General features: G+C 39.0%; 17 protein-coding genes. 13 read left to right on the top strand and 4 right to left on the bottom strand.

All coding sequences use genetic code 11. The features are described 5' to 3' along the window. Nucleotides 1–284 precede the first annotated feature (284 nt). The 4 genes from M3183_RS19170 to M3183_RS19155 form a co-directional block, all read right to left on the bottom strand. Nucleotides 285–1,619 carry an aspartate aminotransferase family protein gene (locus tag M3183_RS19170; RefSeq protein ID WP_251472201.1) on the bottom strand — a complete coding sequence of 445 codons (1,335 nt, stop codon included), beginning with the start codon at nt 1,617–1,619 and terminating at the stop codon, nt 285–287. Between the two features lie 324 nt (nt 1,620–1,943). Next, nucleotides 1,944–3,401: a CoA-acylating methylmalonate-semialdehyde dehydrogenase gene (locus M3183_RS19165; protein WP_251472199.1), complete on the bottom strand. Its 1,458-nt coding sequence runs from the start codon at nt 3,399–3,401 to the stop codon at nt 1,944–1,946. 179 nt (nt 3,402–3,580) lie between these two features. Next, nucleotides 3,581–5,173 (bottom strand): PucR family transcriptional regulator, encoded by a 1,593-nt coding sequence (locus M3183_RS19160; RefSeq protein ID WP_251472197.1) that lies wholly within the window; start codon nt 5,171–5,173, stop codon nt 3,581–3,583. A gap of 67 nt (nt 5,174–5,240) precedes the next feature. Beyond that, nucleotides 5,241–6,122, bottom strand: coding sequence for a LysR family transcriptional regulator (locus M3183_RS19155; RefSeq protein ID WP_251472195.1), 882 nt, complete (start codon nt 6,120–6,122; stop codon nt 5,241–5,243). Between the two features lie 166 nt (nt 6,123–6,288). Here M3183_RS19155 and M3183_RS19150 point away from each other — a divergent pair, with 166 nt between their 5' ends. From M3183_RS19150 to M3183_RS19090, 13 genes are all read left to right on the top strand, one after another. Next, the gene (locus tag M3183_RS19150; RefSeq protein ID WP_251472193.1) at nt 6,289–7,809 is read left to right on the top strand and encodes an aldehyde dehydrogenase family protein; all 1,521 of its coding nucleotides are present in this window, start codon (nt 6,289–6,291) and stop codon (nt 7,807–7,809) included. Between the two features lie 38 nt (nt 7,810–7,847). Continuing rightward, a complete protein-coding gene (locus M3183_RS19145) occupies nt 7,848–9,041 on the top strand; it encodes an NAD(P)/FAD-dependent oxidoreductase (RefSeq protein WP_251472191.1) in 1,194 nt (397 codons plus the stop codon). Between the two features lie 57 nt (nt 9,042–9,098). After that, nucleotides 9,099–10,028: a 4-hydroxy-tetrahydrodipicolinate synthase gene (dapA, locus tag M3183_RS19140; protein ID WP_251472189.1), complete on the top strand. Its 930-nt coding sequence runs from the start codon at nt 9,099–9,101 to the stop codon at nt 10,026–10,028. 81 nt (nt 10,029–10,109) lie between these two features. Next, nucleotides 10,110–10,904, top strand: a complete 795-nt coding sequence (locus M3183_RS19135) for an aspartate/glutamate racemase family protein (protein ID WP_251472188.1) — start codon at nt 10,110–10,112, stop codon at nt 10,902–10,904. Between the two features lie 20 nt (nt 10,905–10,924). Beyond that, nucleotides 10,925–11,197, top strand: a complete 273-nt coding sequence (locus tag M3183_RS19130; protein ID WP_251472187.1) for a (2Fe-2S)-binding protein — start codon at nt 10,925–10,927, stop codon at nt 11,195–11,197. After that, nucleotides 11,194–11,526: a (2Fe-2S)-binding protein gene (locus tag M3183_RS19125; RefSeq protein WP_251472186.1), complete on the top strand. Its 333-nt coding sequence runs from the start codon at nt 11,194–11,196 to the stop codon at nt 11,524–11,526. Before M3183_RS19130 ends, M3183_RS19125 begins: the two co-directional genes overlap by 4 nt. Continuing rightward, complete coding sequence (locus tag M3183_RS19120) at nt 11,523–12,734, top strand: NAD(P)/FAD-dependent oxidoreductase (protein ID WP_251472185.1); 1,212 nt, start codon at nt 11,523–11,525, stop codon at nt 12,732–12,734. The genes M3183_RS19125 and M3183_RS19120 overlap by 4 nt, the downstream gene beginning before the upstream one ends. A 137-nt stretch (nt 12,735–12,871) precedes the next feature. After that, on the top strand, nt 12,872–14,356 hold the full coding sequence (locus M3183_RS19115; protein ID WP_251472184.1) for an alanine/glycine:cation symporter family protein: 1,485 nt from the start codon (nt 12,872–12,874) through the stop codon (nt 14,354–14,356). Nucleotides 14,357–14,422: 66 nt separating this feature from the next. Continuing rightward, nucleotides 14,423–15,106, top strand: a complete 684-nt coding sequence (locus tag M3183_RS19110; protein ID WP_251472183.1) for an SDR family oxidoreductase — start codon at nt 14,423–14,425, stop codon at nt 15,104–15,106. 136 nt (nt 15,107–15,242) lie between these two features. Then, nucleotides 15,243–15,992, top strand: coding sequence for an SDR family NAD(P)-dependent oxidoreductase (locus M3183_RS19105; RefSeq protein ID WP_251472181.1), 750 nt, complete (start codon nt 15,243–15,245; stop codon nt 15,990–15,992). 93 nt (nt 15,993–16,085) lie between these two features. Then, nucleotides 16,086–16,685: a short chain dehydrogenase gene (locus tag M3183_RS19100; RefSeq protein WP_251472179.1), complete on the top strand. Its 600-nt coding sequence runs from the start codon at nt 16,086–16,088 to the stop codon at nt 16,683–16,685. Nucleotides 16,686–17,572: 887 nt separating this feature from the next. Beyond that, nucleotides 17,573–19,093: an alanine/glycine:cation symporter family protein gene (locus tag M3183_RS19095; protein ID WP_251472177.1), complete on the top strand. Its 1,521-nt coding sequence runs from the start codon at nt 17,573–17,575 to the stop codon at nt 19,091–19,093. A gap of 276 nt (nt 19,094–19,369) precedes the next feature. After that, nucleotides 19,370–20,395, top strand: a complete 1,026-nt coding sequence (locus M3183_RS19090) for a proline racemase family protein (protein ID WP_251472174.1) — start codon at nt 19,370–19,372, stop codon at nt 20,393–20,395. Nucleotides 20,396–20,681: the final 286 nt, after the last annotated feature.

Here is a 20,681-nt window from a genome sequence, read left to right as displayed (position 1 = left end):
AAGGGTTCCATACAATCACTTTGAGTAGCCAATAGTCTTAATTGGCTGCCCAAGACGCTCGATTCACCCGGTTTTGGTCGCCAATAATAAATGTGATTTATCCTTAGAATTTAGTATTAAAAAACTTAGGAATTAACCAGTTTGATTTTAACGGTGATTTACTGCTTTGCACCCCATAAGTTAACCCGTTAATCTAGTAGGAAGGGGTTTTTAACTTGTAAGTTATTAAGCTCTATAGAAGATATCCGCACTAAGCCATTCAACTTACGAATCATCTTTTTGAATTATAACTGCATAATGCTTTCTTTTAGACATTTGACAATAAATGAGAAATCTTCCTCGGTAATACTTAATGGAGGAGATAGCTGCAGAATATTGTTGTAGCCTGCAACGGTATCACCATTTTTCCCGATGATTAGGCCTTTTTCTTTACAGATACTAATGACTTTATTCATCTTTTCAATGGAGGCAGGTTCTTTCGTCTGTTTATTCTCCACTAGTTCTATTCCCAAGAGAAGCCCTTTTCCTCGAACATCCCCGACATATGGATGTTCTTTGATCTCCTCTAGTTCACGTAAAAGTCTTTCGCCCAATTCCTTAGAGCGCCCGATCAGGTTTTCATCTTCAATGATTTCTAAATTCTTTAAAGCCAGTGCACAGGAAGCAGGATTACCCCCAAATGTATTGACGTGGCGGAAGCGATCATAATCTTCATTTCCAACATAAGCTTCATAAATTTCTCTTTTTACGGCTGTTGCCGATAATGGAAGATATGCACTGGTAAGGCCTTTTGCCATCGTAATAATATCAGGCTTCACACCATAATTCATAAATCCAAATGGCTTCCCTGTCCGGCCAAATCCGCATATTACTTCATCACATATTAAAAGGGCACCATGTTTTTCACAGATCTCTTTTACCTTTGCCATATATCCTTCTGGAGGCATTAAAATTCCTCCTCCGGTAATAATAGGTTCCATAATGACCCCGGCAATCGTTTCACTTAACTCCCAAGTCATCACTCGGTCAATTTCTGCTGCACTTTCGAGTGTATCTGCATCACTTGGATTACGGTACAAATCCGGGGGTGCTACATGCAAAAATCCTTGTCCAAGTGGTTCATATTTATACTTTCGTTGTGCTTGGCCCGTTGCTGCAAGTGCCCCCATTGAATTACCATGGTAGGCGCGATAACGGGAGATAAATTTAAATCGCCCAGGATTACCTTTTTGATGGTGATATTGACGCGTGATTTTAAAGGCCGTTTCATTGGCTTCGGATCCACTATTGGAAAAGAAGATGACATACTCATCTCCAAGCCATTGATTCAACTTTTCTGCCAGCTTAATGGCAGGGATATGACTTTGTGATAAGGGGAAGTATGGCATTTCTTTAAGCTGTTCGTAGGCAGCTTTGGCAAGCTCTTTTCTGCCGTATCCAACATTCACACACCAAAGTCCTGACATACCATCTAAGTAACGATTCCCATTAATGTCTGTAATCCAAGCTCCTTCTCCCTTTACAGCAATTAAATTTGACGGGCTTGGACCGGCCCCCCGCATTGCATGCCAGAGATATTTTTCATCGGTCTCTTGCAGATTTTTTGTTTGTACCTCCATAAGGATCACCCCTGTTTTTTATTTTTTGGCTGTGTTTAAAGGTCAGTCCAGATTCTATTAATATATCGATGGAGCGGAGGACACGAAGACTCCACGTAAATGCTAACGCATTTCCTTGTGTATAGGCAGATTCATGGATACAAATTCAGTGCCCTGCGGGAGGAGGGGAGACCCCATAGGCGTTTTAGCGCCGGGAAGGCCCCCGGAGAGATCCTGAACTGCCCGCAGCAGGCGAAGTGCCTCCGACTAAAGCTATTGCTTTTATTCGTGTGAAACCTTTTCTGCCGAAGACTTTCTTGTGGACCGCAGATCAACAGTCTTTTTTTAGTAACGGGCAGTAAGCATCTTCTTCCGGGTATAGAATTCTACTCCGTCTTTGCCATTTGCGTGGAGATCCCCGTAGAATGATTTCTTATATCCTGAAAATGGGAAGAAGGACATAGGGGCTGGAACTCCAAGGTTAATGCCAAGCATGCCTGCATCAATTTCATCGCGGTATTCGCGAATTGCTTTAGCACTATCTGTAAATAAACATGATCCATTTGCAAACTCGGATTGATTGGTAAGTTCAATGGCCTCTTCCAGGTTTTTCACTCGGACTATAGATAGGACAGGAGAAAAAATTTCATCTTGCCAAATTTTCATGCTGGTTTGAACATGATCAAAGATAGTTGGGCCAACAAAGTATCCTTGCTCGTTCACAACATCTTGTCTACCGTCACGAATCAGGGCGGCTCCCTCATTTATACCAAGCTCAATATAATCAATTGTGCGCTTTTTATGTGATTCACGAATAACGGGACCAAGAAATACGCCATCATTCATCCCATTTCCAATTGTAATTTCATCTGCTGCTATTTTAAGTCGGCTGACTAATTCATCGGCAATCTCTCCAACTGCTACCACTACAGAGGCAGCCATACAGCGTTCACCTGCAGAGCCAAATGCAGCACTGATAATATTTTTAACCGCGTTGTCCAAATTTGCATCCGGCATAACAATGGTATGATTTTTTGCGCCTGCAAGAGCCTGAACCCGTTTTCCGTTAGCGGCAGCTGTTTTATAGATATACTCTGCTACTGGTTGAGAACCAACGAAGGAAACAGCCGTTACGTCTTCATGTTCAAGAATTCCATTTACCACATCATGTGCACCATGCACAATATTCAAAACACCATCTGGCAGCCCGGCTTCTTGGAATAGTTCTGCTAATCGGTTAGCAAGTATTGGAGTTCTTTCAGATGGCTTTAATACAAAGGTATTTCCACAAGCAATGGCAAGAGGAAACATCCAGCATGGCACCATCATCGGAAAATTAAATGGTGTTATTCCACCGATTACTCCGATTGGGTATCTGTACATCCCTGATTCGATTCCGGATGCAATATCAGGAAGCTGGCTGCCCATCATTAAGGTTGGTGCCCCTGCAGCAAATTCCACACATTCAATCCCTCGCTGTACTTCGCCGTAAGCTTCCGAATAGCTTTTTCCATTCTCTAAAGTAATAAGTTTGGCTAATGCCTCCCAATTTTCAACCAATAGCTGTTGATAACGAAATAGAATGCGGGCACGTTGCGGAACAGCAACCTTTTTCCATTTTTTAAATGCTTCCTTGGCAACAACAACTGCTGCATCTAAATCTTCTCTTGTAGAAATCGGTAAGCGGGCAATGACCTCACCTGTAGCTGGGTTAGGTATTTCTTCAATCTTAGAGCTGGCAGACTCTACCCACTTTCCGCCAATATAGTTTTTAAGTGTTTGGATATTTTGAGTTAGAACCATTTGTAAACCTCCCGTTTTGGAATTTATCTCTTTGTGCTTATTATAACGATGGGGGAAACCCCATTCATTAGACAAAATGTAAGTTTTTTAATGTGGATTTCTTAACATAATTGGAATAGGAAGTTGGAAAATAGACAAAGTGGAAAAAAAGAAACCAAACGAGTTGGTTTCGGAGATCTTTAGTCTAGTTTAGAGGATGAAATATATTCATAAGCTGTGATAGCAAATTCAATCGCTTGCCTTTTAGTGCTTTCCATAAAATCTTCCCCTAATAGCTCATTTAATTTTTCGAGTCGTTGGTAAAGTGTTTGGCGGACAATAAATAGATTTGCTGCCGTTTCTTTTTTAGAACCATTGCATTTAAGATAGGTACTTAATGTTTCTATTAATTTTCCATTATTGTGCTGATCATATTGGAAGACAGGACCTAAATAATCTTGAATAAAATCATCTAGTGCTCCTTGTTGATCGGCTATTGATATAAGGCGATATATATATAAATCTTCATAAAAATAACTAAGGCAGTTATTTTGCATTTTTTCTTGAATGATTAAGGTTTCTTGAGCTGTATTATAGCTTTTTTTGATTTCTTTAAGGTTATTAATATATCTGCCAACACCAATTTTAGTTTGATCAAATTGTTGATTTTCCATCATTGTTTTTTGAATTTGATTAATTCCAGTCTGAATTCTTTGTTTCCAGTCACTACTTTTTCGCTCATTTACTAAAATAAAGGCGATTTGGTTCCTTTGAAAAGCGGACAACATATAAAAACCTTGTGCCTGAAATATGGAGCGAAATAGTATTTTCAGAAGGGTAATGGCAGAATTCCCTTCATCCATTTGATTGCTTTTAAGTAGTAAAACCAGGCAGCCATTCGCCTTGAGAGCGGGTTCCATATCTAGTAAGTATCTTTTTATCTGTTCTTCACTATGACTGCCTTCCAGCCATTTTTGTATCCACTCCGTTTCCTTTGCCTTTCTTCGTTCTTCAACATAAAGATCCCGCAAAGTATTTTGCGCCAGAGCAGTTGCCGTACGATCTAAAATAAGTGATTCATATTCTGTTATTAAATGTGATTCAGATAGGATATATAAATCAGCTAATTTTTGATTCAAGGCTTGTATAGATTGATGGGCAATATTCATGCAGCTTTGGAGCTTATTTTCTCTCAAAAGCTCAAGTATTTGGTCCTTTTCTTTCGGCGAACTTTTAGATAAGATTTGTATTTTGCCTTGATTGGGAATAAGAACTACTGATATTTTTAAATGTTCATGCAGCAGCTGAAGAATACTTTTTTCTGGTGCAGATGTAAGCAGTAATTGATTCAATTGATGTGAGTACGTTTCTAAATCTGAGATCATTTGATAATGCTTTTTGATTAACAGTGTATGTATATCCTGAGTAATATCAACAAATCGTACTTTATCTTTAAAAATGATTAGGGGAAAGTTGTTTGCATTAGCTAATTCAAGTATATTTTCAGGAATGGAATGGATATATGTTCCTAATTCCAGGCAAAGTCCAGCGGCCTTAGAATCAATCAGCTGTTTAAAAAAAGTCAGAAAGAACTCATGATTTTCTTTCCAGCCAATCCCTGTTGAAAGAATTAGTTCGCCTCCGTTAAGAAGTTTTTCTATTCTTGTAATTTCCATAACATGAACCCATTTAACCGTTCGGTAGAGCCCGCCTCTACCCGCAATCACTTCTGCGTGTTTGAAATTTCTATTATTTAGTATTTCCTGTACTGTTACTATACTATCAGCGCTCATTCATTTTCTCCCCTTTTCAGTGAAAGTTTTAGTCTTGAAAACTAGTTTATGAAGGGAATTCTAATGATTAAAAATCAGATAAATGGCGTTCCCTTAGCCACGATTGGACGTAATCAATAAATTTCTTTGTAGCAGGGGAACAATCTGGTTTGGCAGCAATACCTATTAAACGACAAGGCTCACTTTCTAAATTAAGAATATCAATATTATCAGGCATCCGCGATAATGACATTTCTGGCCGTATACTGATGCCTAAATTTTTTTGTACAAAAGCAAAGATTGCTTGATCATCCGATAGTTCAAATTTAACAGCGGCTTTAATGTTATGATCATTAAAGAACTTTCTAATCTCACTATCCCACCCTGCTTTTGGCATAATTAAAGGTTCCTTTTCAATTTGTTGAAAGGTTATTTCCTTTTGATCATGAAGGGGATGTTCATTTGATACGATACAAAGCATTTTATCTTTTTTTAAAGGAATAAATTCTAACGTTTTCATTGTGGGCGAGGTAAGAAAGCCGCAATCAATTTCCCCGTTTAAAATCCATTGTTCCAAAGAAGCATAATCACCTTCAACCAATTTTAAGCAAATTCGCGGATATTCGCTTTGGAAGTTTTTAATGATTTCTGGTAACCATAGTGAAGAAACACTAGTAAAGGTACCAATTCTTACTTCACCAATTTCTATTCCATTGACTAATGCTGCTTCTTGTTTCATTTTATCATTTAATTCCAATATATCCCTTACATATGTAAGCATATGTTCCCCATTCTTCGTTAGGGAAATGCCAGTTCTTGATCTTGTGATTAAGGAAAATCCAAATTCTGTTTCTAGACTCGTAATCGCATGGCTTATCCCCGATTGAGATATTTTTAACAATTCGCCGGCTTTCGTAAGGCTCCCTGTTTCAACAATAGCGTTAAAAACCTCGAATCTACTTAGTGTCATAATATCCTCCTTAATCAGTTTATCTCATGTTTAATATTATAAATATTCATTTTACTAATGAAAAGAGGGGAGTGTATAGTTTAAATATAAAGTTTTTAATTTAATGAAAATTTAAATATTATATTGGAAGCGTTTTTTTAGCATCAATAATGAAGAGGTGAGTGAAATGGCTTTAGCAATGAAAGAATTTCAGGAAGTGTTAGGAAGCTGCGAGACGCCGCAAAAAATGTATATCAATGGCAAGTGGGTTTTAAGTGAGTCAGGGAAAACGAAGGAGATTATCAATCCAGCAAATGGGGAAGTAATTGGTATTGTTACTGAGGGTGCAGCAGAGGACGCCAAGAAGGCAATAAGTGCAGCCAAAAAGGCATTTTATAAAGATGGATGGATCAATAGTAAAGCCAGACATCGTGCAGAACTTCTTCTCCAAGTATCAAATAAATTAGAAGAAAGAAAAGAAGAATTTGCCTATCTGGATACATTGAATAATGGAAAAACATTAAGAGAATCATTGGCAGATGTTGAAGATGCCGTAAATCAATTACGTTATTACGCTGGACTGGCAACAAAACCACATGGGCAGACCTATGATGTTCCGGATGATATTCAAGCAATGGTTGTCCGTGAGCCGATAGGTGTTGTGGGGTTAATCGTTCCATGGAACTATCCGTTAGTAATGGCAAATCAAAAAATTGCTGCTGCCTTTGCTGCCGGCTGTACCGTGGTAGTAAAACCAGCACAAATAACACCACTTTCAGTCATTCGCTTATTTGAGATTCTAGATGAAGTCGGATTCCCTCCTGGTGTCGTTAATCTAGTGTTAGGATCTGGAGGCAAGGTGGGATCGGAATTGGTTTCTAGTCCTGATGTAGATAAAATTTCTTTTACCGGCGGTACGGATACAGGAATTAGGTTAATGAAATCAGCAGCGGATACAGTGAAAAAGATTAGTTTAGAACTAGGTGGAAAGTCACCAAATATAGTTTTTGCTGATACCGATTTTGAAACCGCAGTTGATTATGCGTTATTTGCTATTTTTGCCAATCAAGGACAAGTGTGTTCAGCGGGCTCGCGCTTATTGCTTGAAGAAAGCCTGTATGAAAAGTTTGTGCCCGAATTAGTTAAACGCGCCAAGATGATCAAAGTAGGTCCAGGCTGGGTGGAAGGCGTAGAAATGGGACCACTTGTTTCAGAAGATCATATGAACACTGTGCTTGATTATATTGAGATTGGAAAAAGTGAAGGAGCTGCCCTGCTTTGTGGCGGCAATCGAATTGTCGAAGGTGATTTGGCAAAGGGGTATTTTGTGGAACCTACTATCTTTGGGGATACAACACCTAACATGAGAATAGTTCAGGAAGAGATTTTTGGTCCGGTGTTAGTCATTCAAACGTTTAAAACAGAAGAAGAAGCAATTGAATTAGCGAATGGGACAGCATTTGGTTTAGCTGGTGCGGTGTTCACGAATGATGGAGCGAAAGCACATCGTGTGATTCGCGGGCTGCGTGCAGGAATTACATGGATTAATACGTATCATCCAACATTTAACGAAGCTCCATGGGGAGGATACAAGCAGAGCGGGATCGGCAGAGATTTAGGAACATATGGTTTCGAAGAATATTTAGAAACAAAGCAAATCAATGTAAATCTTAAAGTAGAACCATCTGGATTTTTTGAAGGGAAATAACAGGATAGAGACCATATTTTCTTAGAGGGGACTTATAAATGAGGAGTTTTGATGTAATTGTCATTGGGGCGGGGGTAATCGGATCCAGTGTTGCCTATCATTTAGTCAAAAAAGGTCTTGAGGTGGCCTTAGTTGAAAAAGGCGGTGTTGCATCAGGAACTTCAAGCAGATGTGACGCGGTAGCATTAATTTGTGATAAAAAACCAGGTATTGATACGGAAATAGGGTTTGCAAGTATTCAGCTTTTTAAACAGTTGGCAAATGAATTTTCAGTTGATTTTGAATTTTCCTCACGAGGCAGTTTATATGTTTGTGAAACTGAACAAGAGCTGGAAGTTGCTAGAGAGTATGTTTCACAACAAGCTAAAGATGGTTATGAAATGCGAATGGTTGATCGCCATGAATTACAGGAAATTGAACCCTATTTAGCTGATGATTTGGCTGGCGGGATATGGACGGAAGTAGATTCTACCATGAATCCTTATAAGTTATGTTATGCGTTTGTTGAAGAGGGGAAGAAGCTAGGTTTGCAGGTTTATGATTATCATGCTGTGCAGAATATTACATTGGATGACAGAGGCAGGGTCGAAAGCGTTGTAACGGACCGAGGTACCTTTCATACAAAAAGGATTGTGAACTGTGCTGGTGTATGGTCGCCTAAAATTGCAGAAATGGTAGGAGTACACATACCGATTAAACCTAGAAAAGGCATGGTCTTAATCTCTGAGAAAACACCGCTGAAAGTGGCTCATCAAAAGGTTCATGAATTTGGATACATGTTATCTAAATTCGAAGATATTCATTTTAAAAGAAATGTAAGTGAATTAGTAGAAAAACATAATGTAGCGTTTACGATTGAGCCTACAGATGCAAATAACTTTTTGGTAGGCGGGCACCGGGCCTTTAGAGGGTTTGACATTCGATCGGAAATTGAAGTCATGCGGGCAATAGCAGAAAGAGCCATTCGCTTTTTGCCAATCTTAAAAGAACTTAACTGTATAAGAGCCTATGCAGGTGTAAGACCTTGGGTTGAAGATCACCTGCCCATAGTGTCAGAAGTGGAAGAAGTACCAGGTTTTTATATTGCCAGCGGGCATGAAGGAGATGGAATTAGTATGTCTCCAATCACTGGAAGAATGGTAGCCCAGCTAATTACAGGTGAACGAACAGATTTTAACATTGATAAACTAAATTTTTCTAGATACAAGAACAATCAAGCTGTTAATATCTAATACTCATAAATATCAATTAGGTCAAAATATTTGTTTATTTAATAGGAGGAATAAGTTATGAGCAATGCACCAAAAGGAATTATTGTACCATTAATTACCCCATTCAATGACGATGAAACTATTGATTTTCAGGCCTATAAAAAAGTAATCGACTTTCAAATTGAAAATGGAGTTCATGGACTTTTAGTTGGAGGCACTACAGGAGAATATCATGTGATGTCAATAGAGGAACGTAAAAGTTTAATCAAGGCCGGCTGTGAATATGCCGCAGGAAAAGTACCTGTTATGGCAGGTGTTGGATGCCCTACTGTTGAGGAAACAATTGAACTTGCCAATTTTGCTGCAGAATGCGGTGCTAAATGGGGATTGGTTCTGCCTCCTTATTATCATAAAACAAGTGAAGAAGGAATTCTTGAATTTTACAAGGAAATAGCTGCAAACTCAAACGTCGGAATCGTCATTTACAATTATCCGGGAGCAACAAACGTTACCATTACGCCTGAAATGATTTATGAGTTGAGTCAGGAAGAAAATATTGTATCTGTCAAAGAATCTGCAGATTTTGCTCACCTATGTCAGGTTATGGTTTTAACAAAAGATGTCGATAATTTTTCCGTATTTACTGGTGAAGAACATTTTATACTTCCTACTCTCTCCATTGGGGGACAGGGGGCTTTTGGAATCCTCGTCAATTTGCTTCCTAAGGAAATTGTATCTCTTTATGAACTTACAGTTGAAAAGAATGACTTAATTGCTGCTCGTGAATTGAATCGAAAATTATCAGGTATTTATGGCTTAATGGAGGCAGAAGGCAATCCATATCCGGGTCCGGTAAAAGCAGGTATGGACATGATTGGGATGAAAGGTGGAAAGGTGAGAAAACCTTTAACACAACCTACTGATGAGATAAAAGCATTGATTAAAGAGGAACTAATCAAGTTAGGATATGAAGTTAAATCCCTGGATGAATCTATTATTTCTGGGTAAAAATAAAGCTTTTCTTTTATGAAGATATTGGTGGTTTCAGAGAATACAAGTGTATTCTCTGAAACTAAGGAGGAGCCACAGTTGAACGCTAAAACATTATTTGATGAACGGGAATATGGTTATTTAGGAAATGAAAAAGGGAGCACTATCATTACCATAAAAAAGGGCCAGTATGTAGCGGGATATTCAGTTGGGATCCTTTATTTAGATGAATGCTGGTACCCTGTTTTACCCGGAAATGTTGCAAATCTATCTACCTATGACTTTCCTGTAAGACTAAAGGTAGTACCAAATTGTAATCAAGAAAGAATCCATGCGGGTGACCAAACATTACTGGAGGATATTATAAAGGCGGCAAAAGAGTTTGAAGCAGAGGGAGCACGTGCCATTTGTGCGGCATGTGGGTTTTTTGGGAATTTCCAGGATAAAGTAGCTGCGGCTGTGGATATTCCAGTCTATCTTTCAAGTGTTGTTCAAATCCCATGGATTAAAACAGGTTTAAAACCTAGTCAAAAAATTGGCATGTTGACTGCAGATGCACATGGTATTACCCCCCGCCTATTTAAAAGCTGCGGCATAGATGATCCAGGGATTTGTGTAGTAAGAGATTTGGGCAGGCTGCCTGAGTTTTCAGCTATCATTGAGAGCAGAGGATCTTTTGATAACGAAAAGGTTAGAAAAGAAGTAGTAGATGCAGCTGTTAAGATGGTAAATGAAAATCCTGATATTGGAGCGATTCTATTGGAATGCAGTGATCTACCGCCATATGCAGCTGATATACAAAGAGCTGTAAAACTTCCTGTATTTGATTTCATTACAATGATTAAATGGGCTCATAATGCAACAAGTCAAAAACCATATTATGGTTTTATCTAATAAGATGGAGGAGAAATCCCATGGGAGATAATGAAACCGTTATCTGCAGATGTGAAGAAATAACATTGAAAGAAATTAAAGAAACGATTGAGCGTTATCAATGTTCTGCACGTGAAGTAAAGTTACGAACCCGCGCAGGGATGGGACCATGCGGGGGACGTACTTGCCGCTGTATGATTGATCGATTAGTAGAACAATTGGGCGGACCCTCAATTTCTAACGAAATATCACTAAGCTATCGTCCTCCGGTCAGACCAGTTTCATTTGGTGTATTAGGAGGAGACGTAAAATGAATTCAATGAGAGTTGACAATCATCCGGTTTTTGGCAGTCTTGAAAAACGAAAGAATATTACGATTTACTTTGACGACCAACCCTATGCAGCCTATGAGGGAGATACCATTGCATCTGCCTTACTTGCTTCTGGAGTTCGGACCCTTCGCTGCCATGAGGATAAGGGAACCCCACGCGGGATTTACTGCAATATTGGTCATTGCTTTGAGTGCCGGGTCAGGGTCCACGGCCAAAATACGGTCCGTGCTTGTTTAACTCCAGTTGAAAACAAGATGCGAATTGAATCAGGTATACTTGCAACGGCTTCCTTTAAAGGAGGTAAGTTATGATTGATCTTGTGATTATAGGTGCAGGACCAGCTGGGTTAGGTGCGGCCATTTCGGCAGCCGAAAATGGATTAGAAGTATATATACTAGATGAGTTCGTAAAACCTGGGGGACGCTTATTGGGGCAGCTGCATGAAGAGCCTGATGGCAAGTGGGTGAACGGAATCGCTGAAGCAGAAAAACTATATAAACGTGCCATTCAGCTTGGAGTAAATATCCGATGTGGAGTATCCGTTTACGATTTAATGAAATTAGACCAGGGCTGGTGTGTTTATACTACTGATAATGTAATGGAGTGTAAATGTCTTTTGCTTGCTACGGGAGCATCCGAAACTCCTATTCCTATTCCAGGATGGACTCTTCCAGGCGTTATGTCGATTGGAGCAGCTCAAGTGATGGGGAATGTGCACCGTGTGAAACCGGGGAAGAAAGGAATCATTATCGGTGTTAATGTCCTTTCAGCAGCAATTGCGAGAGAACTGCAATTATGCGGTGTTCACATTGAAAGCATATTGCTTCCACAACCAAATCTTCTATCTGGTGATGCCGCGAATCCAGAGAAAATGATGGAATCATTATTACGATTATCTCATTTGGCCCCTTCAGCATTAATAAGGTTTGGAGGAAAATGGGTAAGCCCCAAACTTGGTGCCCGCTTGTATCCGAAGAATGGATTTAAAATGTGGGATATTCCAATCCAACTTCGCAAATCTGCACTTGAAATACTGGGAGAAAAGCAAGTGGAAGGTGTACGTGTGGCTGAAATTACTGCTAATGGTGAAGTTGTATCTGGAACGGAAAAGGTAGTATCTGTAGATTTTGTTTGTATTGCGGGCGGTCTTGCGCCTTTGTCCGAACTTGCAGCTGTTGCTGGTTGTTCTTTCCGCTTTGTTCCCGAACTGGGAGGACATGTTCCATTGCACAACGAATATATGCAGACGAATCTCACTGGTTTATATGTAGCAGGCAATATCACAGGTGTCGAAAGTGCAAAAGTGGCAAGGGCACAGGGAACAGCAGCCGGGCTTTCAATTGCACGGGAACTTAACGCTTTAGCGGACCACGCTGATGAAAAAATTGAAGCAGCTATTATGGAAGTAATGGAAACACGAAAAAATGCTCTCATTCAATTCCAGCCAGGCATTGAAGAAGCACGAAAGAAACTCTATAGCGAGTTTTATGAAACAAGTGAAAAAGCAAGCATGATTTAAATCTCCATCTATGTATAGGAACAAAAATTTCCAAAGGAATGTATGATCTCACCCAGCTAAGAACCTCATCTTGATTTGTTTTAAATCTAAATGAAAGTGTTTTCAAGAACTTTAATTTACGGATGGGGGATTGGTTTATGGAAGAATTCGTTAATTGGCTAAATGGGATAGTTTGGAGTTCAGCCTTGGTTTATGTTTTCCTAGCAGCGGGGTTGTTTTACTCTATTGCAACCCGGTTTCTTCAGGTAAGACACCTTAAGGATATGGGGAAGTTGATTTTTGACAATAAAGGTTCATCGTCAGGAGTATCTTCCTTCCAGGGATTAGCCATGACACTCTCTAGCAGGGTTGGAATTGGGAATGTTGCAGGTGTAGCCACAGCTATTGCATATGGAGGTCCAGGTGCTCTTTTTTGGATGTGGATGATGGCATTCTTAGGGGCGGCAACTTCATTTGTTGAAACAACACTTGCCCAGGTATATAAGGTAAAGGAAAACGGGCAGCTGCGTGGTGGTCCATCGTTTTATATGGAAAAAGGACTAAAACTGAAATGGCTTGCTGTATTATATGCGATTGTTACTGTAATTGCACAAGGTATGTTATTACCGGCTTTGCAGGCTAACACTGTGGCAGTGGGTATGGACAATGCATTTGGGATAAAGCCATCATGGACCGGTATTTTATTAGTATTGGCCCTGGGAGTTATTATTATTGGAGGGGTAAAACGAATTGCGAAAAGTGCAGAGATACTTGTTCCAATAATGGCGATTGGCTATATTTTACTGTGTTTTATTATATTAGGTGCAAATTATACTGAAATTCCACATATGTTTTCACTTGTTATATCAAGTGCCATAGGAACAGATGCAACATTTGGAGGAATAATTGGTTCAGCTATTGCTTGGGGAGTTCGAAGAGGTATTTATTCAAATGCGGCTGGCGTTGGAAGCGAAATTTATGGAGCTGCTGCGGCAGAAGTATCACATCCAGCAAAACAGGGGTTAGTACAGTCCTTTGCAGTCTATGTTGACACATTATTTATTTGTTCAGCTACAGGCTTTATGATTCTGTCTACTGGAATGTTTAATGTAACGCCGGAAGGCATGAAACCGATTGTGAATAACTTGGGAAATGTTGATCCAGGTACAACATTCACTCAGAAAGCGGTTGAGTCTGTTCTTCCGGGATTTGGTTCTCCATTTGTGGCAATTGCTATTCTCCTATTCGCCTTTACAACATTAATCGCCTATTACTATAGTGCTGAAACTTGTCTTTCTTATGTTATGGGAAAAGTAAAGCGAGTTTGGGTGCTGGGTGTTTTAAAATTCATCATATTAGGAATTGTATTTTATTGCAGTGTTAAATCCGAGGCGCTTGCCTGGGCATTTGGAGACCTAGGAATTGGAAGTATGGCTTGGATAAATATCATTACTCTTGTATTCCTTTCAAAACAAGCATTTAAAATATTAAAAGATTACGAGAATCAGAAGAAGGAAGGAAAAGATCCTGTATTTGACCCTGTAAAACTGGGAATAACAGGGGCAGATTATTGGGAAAAGGAATATAAAGGGTCTGAACATTATGAATATAACTTTAAACAAAAAGAAGAAATCTCTTCTTAAAAGAAGGAGTTGCAGTATTTTTCTCTTTTTATCCATTAAAAATTATGTAGAAAGGAGGATCACCGTTTGAACATTAAGGTCGTTGTAATTACCGGTGCTGGGAGCGGATTAGGTGCTTCATTGGCTAAAAAAATCTCTGATAAAGGATGTCATGTTTGTTTACTTGGAAGGACAAAAGCAAAATTAATGAGAACAGCTGAAACATTAAGTCACAGTTCTTCCATTTACGAAGTTGATGTTTCGTCTAAAAAGGATACAGCAAGAGTTTTTCAATTAATTAAAGAAGAGAACGGCTCCATCGATCTATTAATCAATAACGCAGGTGTTGGTGACTTTTGTTTAACAGAAAATTTATCAGAAGAATCCATTCATCAAATGATAGATATTAATCTAAAAGGAACCATTTTTTGTACCCAAGAAGTATTAGGTGATATGAAAAATAGGGATATGGGGTATATTGTAAATGTCGCATCCCTATCAGGTAAAAGAGGAAAAATAAACGAGTCAGTTTATAGTGCAAGTAAATTTGGTGTCAGAGGATTTACTGAGAGTTTAGCACTCGAACTCAAAGACACTGCCATAAGGGTGTTTGCAGCCTATATGGGTAATATGAAAACAAACTTATGGACTAGTGATGATAGTATAGAAGATACGTATATGGATCCTGATGACGTTGCTGAAATAATCATAGATAATATAAAGCCACGAAAATACGTTTCAGTTGAAGAAGTCGTAATTAAAAATAAATAGCAAGATTTGAAAGCGCTGTCTAACGGCGGTTGAAAATGAATGGTTAGTAATTGCGTTAAGTTTGAACGTTAGTATTTTTTAATGAAGGGTTGATTTTTTAATTTAGGATTAAATTCATATTTTAGGAGTGAAGAGGATGAGACTGAAAGATAAGGTTGCTTTGGTGACTGGAGCAGGATCGGGGATGGGCGCTGCTATTGCTAAAGCATTTTTGAAAGAAGGAGCGAAGGTTGTATTTGCAGATATTACCATAGAATCAGTACAAAGAGCCATTCAAGAGTCAGAGGCACCAGAGGATGTGTGTCTTGCACAATATATCAACGTAGGCAATTTAGTTGATGTAAGGGAATGTGTAGAACAGACGGTACAGAAGTTTGGAAGGTTAGATATCCTTGTGGCTTGCGCGGGTATCACAATTCGGAAACCTTTCCTCGAATTAACCGAAGAGGATTATGATCGAGTCATGCAGGTAAATGCAAAAGGTGTTTTTCTTTGCAGTCAAGAAGCTGCCAGGGTTATGTCTAAACAAGGCGGAGGTGCAATTATTCATATATCATCTACAACTTCCGTACTAGCAGAACCGAATACCGTGGAATATGGTGCATCAAAAGGGGCAGTTGCAGCTATGACCCGTCATATGGCGTTAGATCTAGGAGATATGAATATCAGGGTAAATGCGATTGCACCTGGGACCATTCGCACCAATCTAACTGAGGGGCGGCTTTCAGATCAAAAAGTAATGGAGCGCGAAAGTAATTTAACCATGCTTAATCGAATTGGAGAAACGAGTGATATCGTAGGTCCAGCCATCTTTTTGGCTTCAGATGAATCGTCTTTTATTACGGGAACTCATATATTTGTAGATGGCGGCTTTTCAGTGAAATAGTCTATTAAGAGATGCAAAATAATATATGGTTATCCCGTAATGGTAAGGCATGAAATGATGTTTATGAAGGAAGATATAGGAGTGATGTAAAAAATGAGGATTTTAGTAGTAGGTGCAACGGGTACTCTTGGAACAGCTGTTGTGAATGAAATGAAGAATGATGCAGAAATTATTAGTGCAAGCAAGAGTAATTCCGATATTAAAGTAGACATCACATCAACAGATAGTATTCTGCAAATGTTTAAAGAAGTTGGGGAAATTGATGCGATTGTAAGTGCGACAGGGGCTGCTCATTTCGGTGGTGTTGAGGAATTAACTCCGGAACTCAATAGCATTGCAGTAAATAGCAAGCTTCTAGGTCAAATTAATCTGGTGCTTCTTGGACTTCCCTATATTCGTGATAACGGCAGTATCACGTTAACGACGGGAATATTGATGGACGACCCAGTGGTTGGAGGTGCCTCTTCTGCAATGGCCAATGGCGGGGTTCGGGCATTTGTTAAATCAGCATCTATTGAAATGCCAAGAGGTATCCGTATTAATAGCGTAAGCCCGAACATGCTTGAGGAATCGAAAGAAAAGTACGGCTCTTTCTTTGTAGGATTTGAACCTGTACCGGCTAAAAGGGCAGCACTTGCCTTTAGAAAAAGCATTCTGGGTGCTCAAACAGGCCAAAGCTATTATGTTTACTAAAAGTTAATAGCTTCATAGAATGGGTGCGTTTATAATTGCCAACAACTGTTGTTATTACAGGATCAGGCTGTGGATTTGGCTCTTCTTTGGCTAAAAAGTTTTTCAGTTTGGACTGAAAAGTCTGTTAATCAGGTAAACCAAAATCAAAACTTGAAGAAACATCTATGGGACTAGGAAAGGACTATTCTATTTTTGCTGTAGATGTTTCTTCTAAAGCCAAGTTAAAAAACAGCAACAAAAATTTTATAAGACAGAGAGTCAATTGATTGTTTGTTGAATAACGCCGGGATAGGGATTTTTAGTCTTCCGCGGACCTGAATGAGAGTGAAGTTAATCAAATGATTGATATTCATTTAAAAGGAACCATTTTTATTCCAGGAAGCATGAAAACAAATTTATGGGGAATTCATTATCCGAAAGAAGTTATAAGAAGTATATGTATTCGCTGATATCATTATGGAACATCTAAAGCGGAGGAAAAATTTAAGTGCCAGGGTGGGATAATACTAAACTTAATTTATTGAATATTTAAATAATGTGGAGTTATTTTCAAAATTAAACTTGACTGTTTTTAATTGTGATGTCTTTTGTTTTTCACAATAGTAATGAGATTTGCACAAGTTAGAGGCTTAAAAGAAATGACCAAATCGACAATTCCAAGAAAATGCTCAGCGAGGGGAGTATCATCCTTTCAGGTAATTTAATGTCAATAGGCAGCAGCGGGAATACATGGGATATTACTGGAATTGATACTGCGACAACATTTGGCGGCCCTGGGGCTGATTTTTTGGCTGTAGCTCAATAAACTGGAAAATCGTTTATACCTTATTAACCATAATCGCAAACAGTCTCTTGCTTATCAAAATATATAAAAGGAAGTGATATTAATGTCGGATATAGTCAACTTTTTGAATGGGTATATTTGGGGTAAGGCCCTTGTCTTCCTATTCCTAGCCGTCGGCCTATTTTTTACGTTTCAAACAAAATTTGTTCAAGTCAGACGCTTTAAAGACATGATAAAGTTACTCTTTGAAAAAAATAATGATAATGCAGGTATCTCGTCCTTCCAAGCGTTAGCGATGTCTCTTGGAAGTCGTATTGGAACAGGTAATATCGTTGGAGTAGCTGTTGCAATCAGCCTTGGCGGCCCAGGAGCAGTCTTTTGGATGTGGGTCACTGGATTCTTCGGAAGTGCAACTTCGTTTATCGAGATTACGTTAACTCAAATTTATAAAAGTAAATTAGAGGGTGAATATCGTGGGGGAACACCTTTCTATATTTATAAAGGATTAAACTTGAAAAGGTTTGCTGTTTTTTCTGCAATCATTTTAACAGTCGTTATCGGTATTTTATGGCCAACTGTGCAAGCGAATACAATTGCATTAACAGTACAAGATTCTTTTCACATTTCTCCTTTAGTGACAGGGATTTTATTAGCTTTATTAATCGCTGTTGTCATTTATGGCGGTGTTAAACGAATCGCTGCTGTTTCTGAATATTTAGTTCCATTTATGGCCCTTGGTTATGTTGGAATTTGTATCATTTTATTAGCAATTAATGCTTCTGAAATTCCGGCTATGTTTTCATTAATCATTTCTAGTGCGTTTAATTTAAATTCGACATTCTCAGGTCTATTAGGTACCGCTATTGCCATGGGAGTACAACGTGGAGCATTTGCGAGTGCTGCAGGTCTTGGTACTGAAACATTTGAATCTGGTGCAACTAGTGTATCCCACCCTGCTAAACAAGGTTTAGTGCAAGCATTTTCGATTTATATTGATACCTTTTTAATTTGTACTGCGACTGCATTTATGATCTTAATTACAGGCAAGTATAACGTTATTCCAAACGGTGGGGAACCGATTATTAATAACCTGCCAGGTTCAGGACCAGAATTATATACTCAGTCCGCAATGGGAACTCTAGTTTCACAAGTATTCGGCCAATATTATATGACTGCTTCTTTATTCTTGTTTAGTTTTACAACTTTAATTACGTATTTCTATAAAATGGATACAAATATCGCGTTTGTTAAAGAAACCCTCAATATTAAGAGCTCAAGTAATTTTGTAAATCATTTATTTCGTTTTGGTCTTTTCGCAATGGTTATTTTTGGGGCAGTTAACTCAGCTGCATTAATTTGGGGAATTGCTGATTTAGGTGTTGGACTTCTTGGATGGGTGAACGTGATCACGATACTATTCCTATCAAAAACAGCCGTAAAAGCCCTAAAAGACTATGATGAGCAAAAGAGTCAAGGACTCAATCCTGTTTTCCGGCCAAGTAAAGTGGGTATTAAAAATGCGGATTTCTGGGAGGAGCTAGAAGCAAAGGAAATAATCATAAATAACAAAGAGAGTGGCCTCTCTGTAAACAGCACCCAGTCGAGTAGTCAGCAGAATTTATAAAAATATCCAAGCGGATTCAGCCCTATATACCATGGGGCTAAGGCCGTGGCAGCTCTGTTTTCTTATGGCCAAAAACTCAATTCAATTACTTAAGCAAAGGAAAAAAGATATATTCCTCAGGGGAAAATTTGCAAATAAGGGATTACCTGCTTGAAAATTTTTAGTTAACAATAAGATGAGGAATTCCTATGAGATTAGTAGAATCGTATTTGACCGGCTCTTTGCAGAATGAAATAGTTTGATGGAATTTTGTAAAAAAACAAGGAGGCTCTATTCATGAGGTGGTCACGAAAAGTTAGTGTAGTGGGTGCACATGCAGGGGGGGAGGTAGGAAACGTAGTTGTGGGTGGTATCCCGCATATTCCAGGTGAAAGTATGTTTGAAAAAAAGGAGTATCTAGAGAGGCATATGGACGAAATTAGGCGAATGTTATTGTTTGAACCTCGTGGAGGCCCATTCCATAACGCCAATATACTATTGGCGCCTAGTAACCCACAGGCTGATATGGGCTTTGTCATTCTGGAAAGTACGGAATACCCGCCTATGTCTGGTTCGAATACGATGTGTGTAGCCACGGTACTTTTGGAGACAGGAATACTGCCAATGCGGGAGCCTGTTACTAAGTTGGTCCTTGATGCTCCTTGCGGGGTAATTAGTGTGGATTGTACATGTGAAAACGGAAAGGTGACTCAAGTCGAGTTTACGAATGTACCAGCCTTTGCTATTGACCTCGATGTACCTATTGAAGTGCCTGGAATTGGAACAGTAACGGTTGACACTTCCTATGGCGGTATGATGTTCGCTCATGTTAACGCTGAAAAACTTGGGTTCAGGATTTCCCCTGATGAGGCCCACGAAATGTGCTTGGCAGGTCAGAAAATTAAACGAGCAGTGAATGAACAACTCACAATAGTTCATCCAGAAAATGAGAAGATTCGTGATGTTTCAAATATTATCTTTGAAGGTTCTGTTCAGCGGAGTGAATCAGGACTGGTAAGTAAAAATGGTACTGTCGTGCTGCACGGAAGGCTTGATAGGTCACCATGCGGGACAGGTACCAGTGCCCGTTTAGCCGTAATGGCGGCAAAAGGGAGAATCCAAAAGGGGGAAAGATTTGAAAATCAATCGATTACTGGAACCAAGTTCGTAAGTCGTATTGTTGATTATACGAAAGTTGGGCATAAAGATGCAGTAGTGCCTGCCATTGCTGGTCAAGCATGGATAACTGGCATTATGGAGCTGGGAACTGATCCAACAGATCCAATTGCATATGGTCACCAGGTAAGCGATATATGGTTTTAGACAATTAGAAATAGCAGCTGGACTTTTAGATTAACTGTCCTAAAGGTTTAACATCCAATTGCTTCTATAGGGAAGAAGAGTGTCCAGGTCAAAAAGAAGATAAAACGATATCACTATAGAAAAAGATGAAGTAATAGGAATCTGAATACTCCTTTTTCGGCAATAGTTATGCTCTAATTCGCACTTACCAGCTAGTCTAATGACCCATCTTTCATGGCAGAAATGCATATATTTATATAAACCGAAAAGTGAAATTAACTTGGGCGGTTAATGTTTCTATTGTTGC

It is taken from the genome of Neobacillus mesonae (assembly GCF_023715155.1).
Taxonomy (GTDB): Bacteria; Bacillota; Bacilli; order Bacillales; family Cytobacillaceae; genus Neobacillus; species Neobacillus mesonae_A.
The sequence above is the reverse complement of the archived record's forward strand: the minus strand, read 5'-3'. Positions and strand labels throughout refer to the sequence as shown.

What these genes read in the sequence shown, in the direction of transcription:
- M3183_RS19170 (WP_251472201.1), bottom strand. Translation starts at nt 1,619, where the DNA reads ATGGAGGTACAAACAAAAAATCTGCAAGAGACCGATGAAAAATATCTC.
- M3183_RS19165 (WP_251472199.1), bottom strand. Translation starts at nt 3,401, where the DNA reads ATGGTTCTAACTCAAAATATCCAAACACTTAAAAACTATATTGGCGGA.
- M3183_RS19160 (WP_251472197.1), bottom strand. Translation starts at nt 5,173, where the DNA reads ATGAGCGCTGATAGTATAGTAACAGTACAGGAAATACTAAATAATAGA.
- M3183_RS19155 (WP_251472195.1), bottom strand. Translation starts at nt 6,122, where the DNA reads ATGACACTAAGTAGATTCGAGGTTTTTAACGCTATTGTTGAAACAGGG.
- M3183_RS19150 (WP_251472193.1), top strand. Translation starts at nt 6,289, where the DNA reads ATGGCTTTAGCAATGAAAGAATTTCAGGAAGTGTTAGGAAGCTGCGAG.
- M3183_RS19145 (WP_251472191.1), top strand. Translation starts at nt 7,848, where the DNA reads ATGAGGAGTTTTGATGTAATTGTCATTGGGGCGGGGGTAATCGGATCC.
- dapA (WP_251472189.1), top strand. Translation starts at nt 9,099, where the DNA reads ATGAGCAATGCACCAAAAGGAATTATTGTACCATTAATTACCCCATTC.
- M3183_RS19130 (WP_251472187.1), top strand. Translation starts at nt 10,925, where the DNA reads ATGGGAGATAATGAAACCGTTATCTGCAGATGTGAAGAAATAACATTG.
- M3183_RS19125 (WP_251472186.1), top strand. Translation starts at nt 11,194, where the DNA reads ATGAATTCAATGAGAGTTGACAATCATCCGGTTTTTGGCAGTCTTGAA.
- M3183_RS19120 (WP_251472185.1), top strand. Translation starts at nt 11,523, where the DNA reads ATGATTGATCTTGTGATTATAGGTGCAGGACCAGCTGGGTTAGGTGCG.
- M3183_RS19115 (WP_251472184.1), top strand. Translation starts at nt 12,872, where the DNA reads ATGGAAGAATTCGTTAATTGGCTAAATGGGATAGTTTGGAGTTCAGCC.
- M3183_RS19105 (WP_251472181.1), top strand. Translation starts at nt 15,243, where the DNA reads ATGAGACTGAAAGATAAGGTTGCTTTGGTGACTGGAGCAGGATCGGGG.
- M3183_RS19100 (WP_251472179.1), top strand. Translation starts at nt 16,086, where the DNA reads ATGAGGATTTTAGTAGTAGGTGCAACGGGTACTCTTGGAACAGCTGTT.
- M3183_RS19095 (WP_251472177.1), top strand. Translation starts at nt 17,573, where the DNA reads ATGTCGGATATAGTCAACTTTTTGAATGGGTATATTTGGGGTAAGGCC.
- M3183_RS19090 (WP_251472174.1), top strand. Translation starts at nt 19,370, where the DNA reads ATGAGGTGGTCACGAAAAGTTAGTGTAGTGGGTGCACATGCAGGGGGG.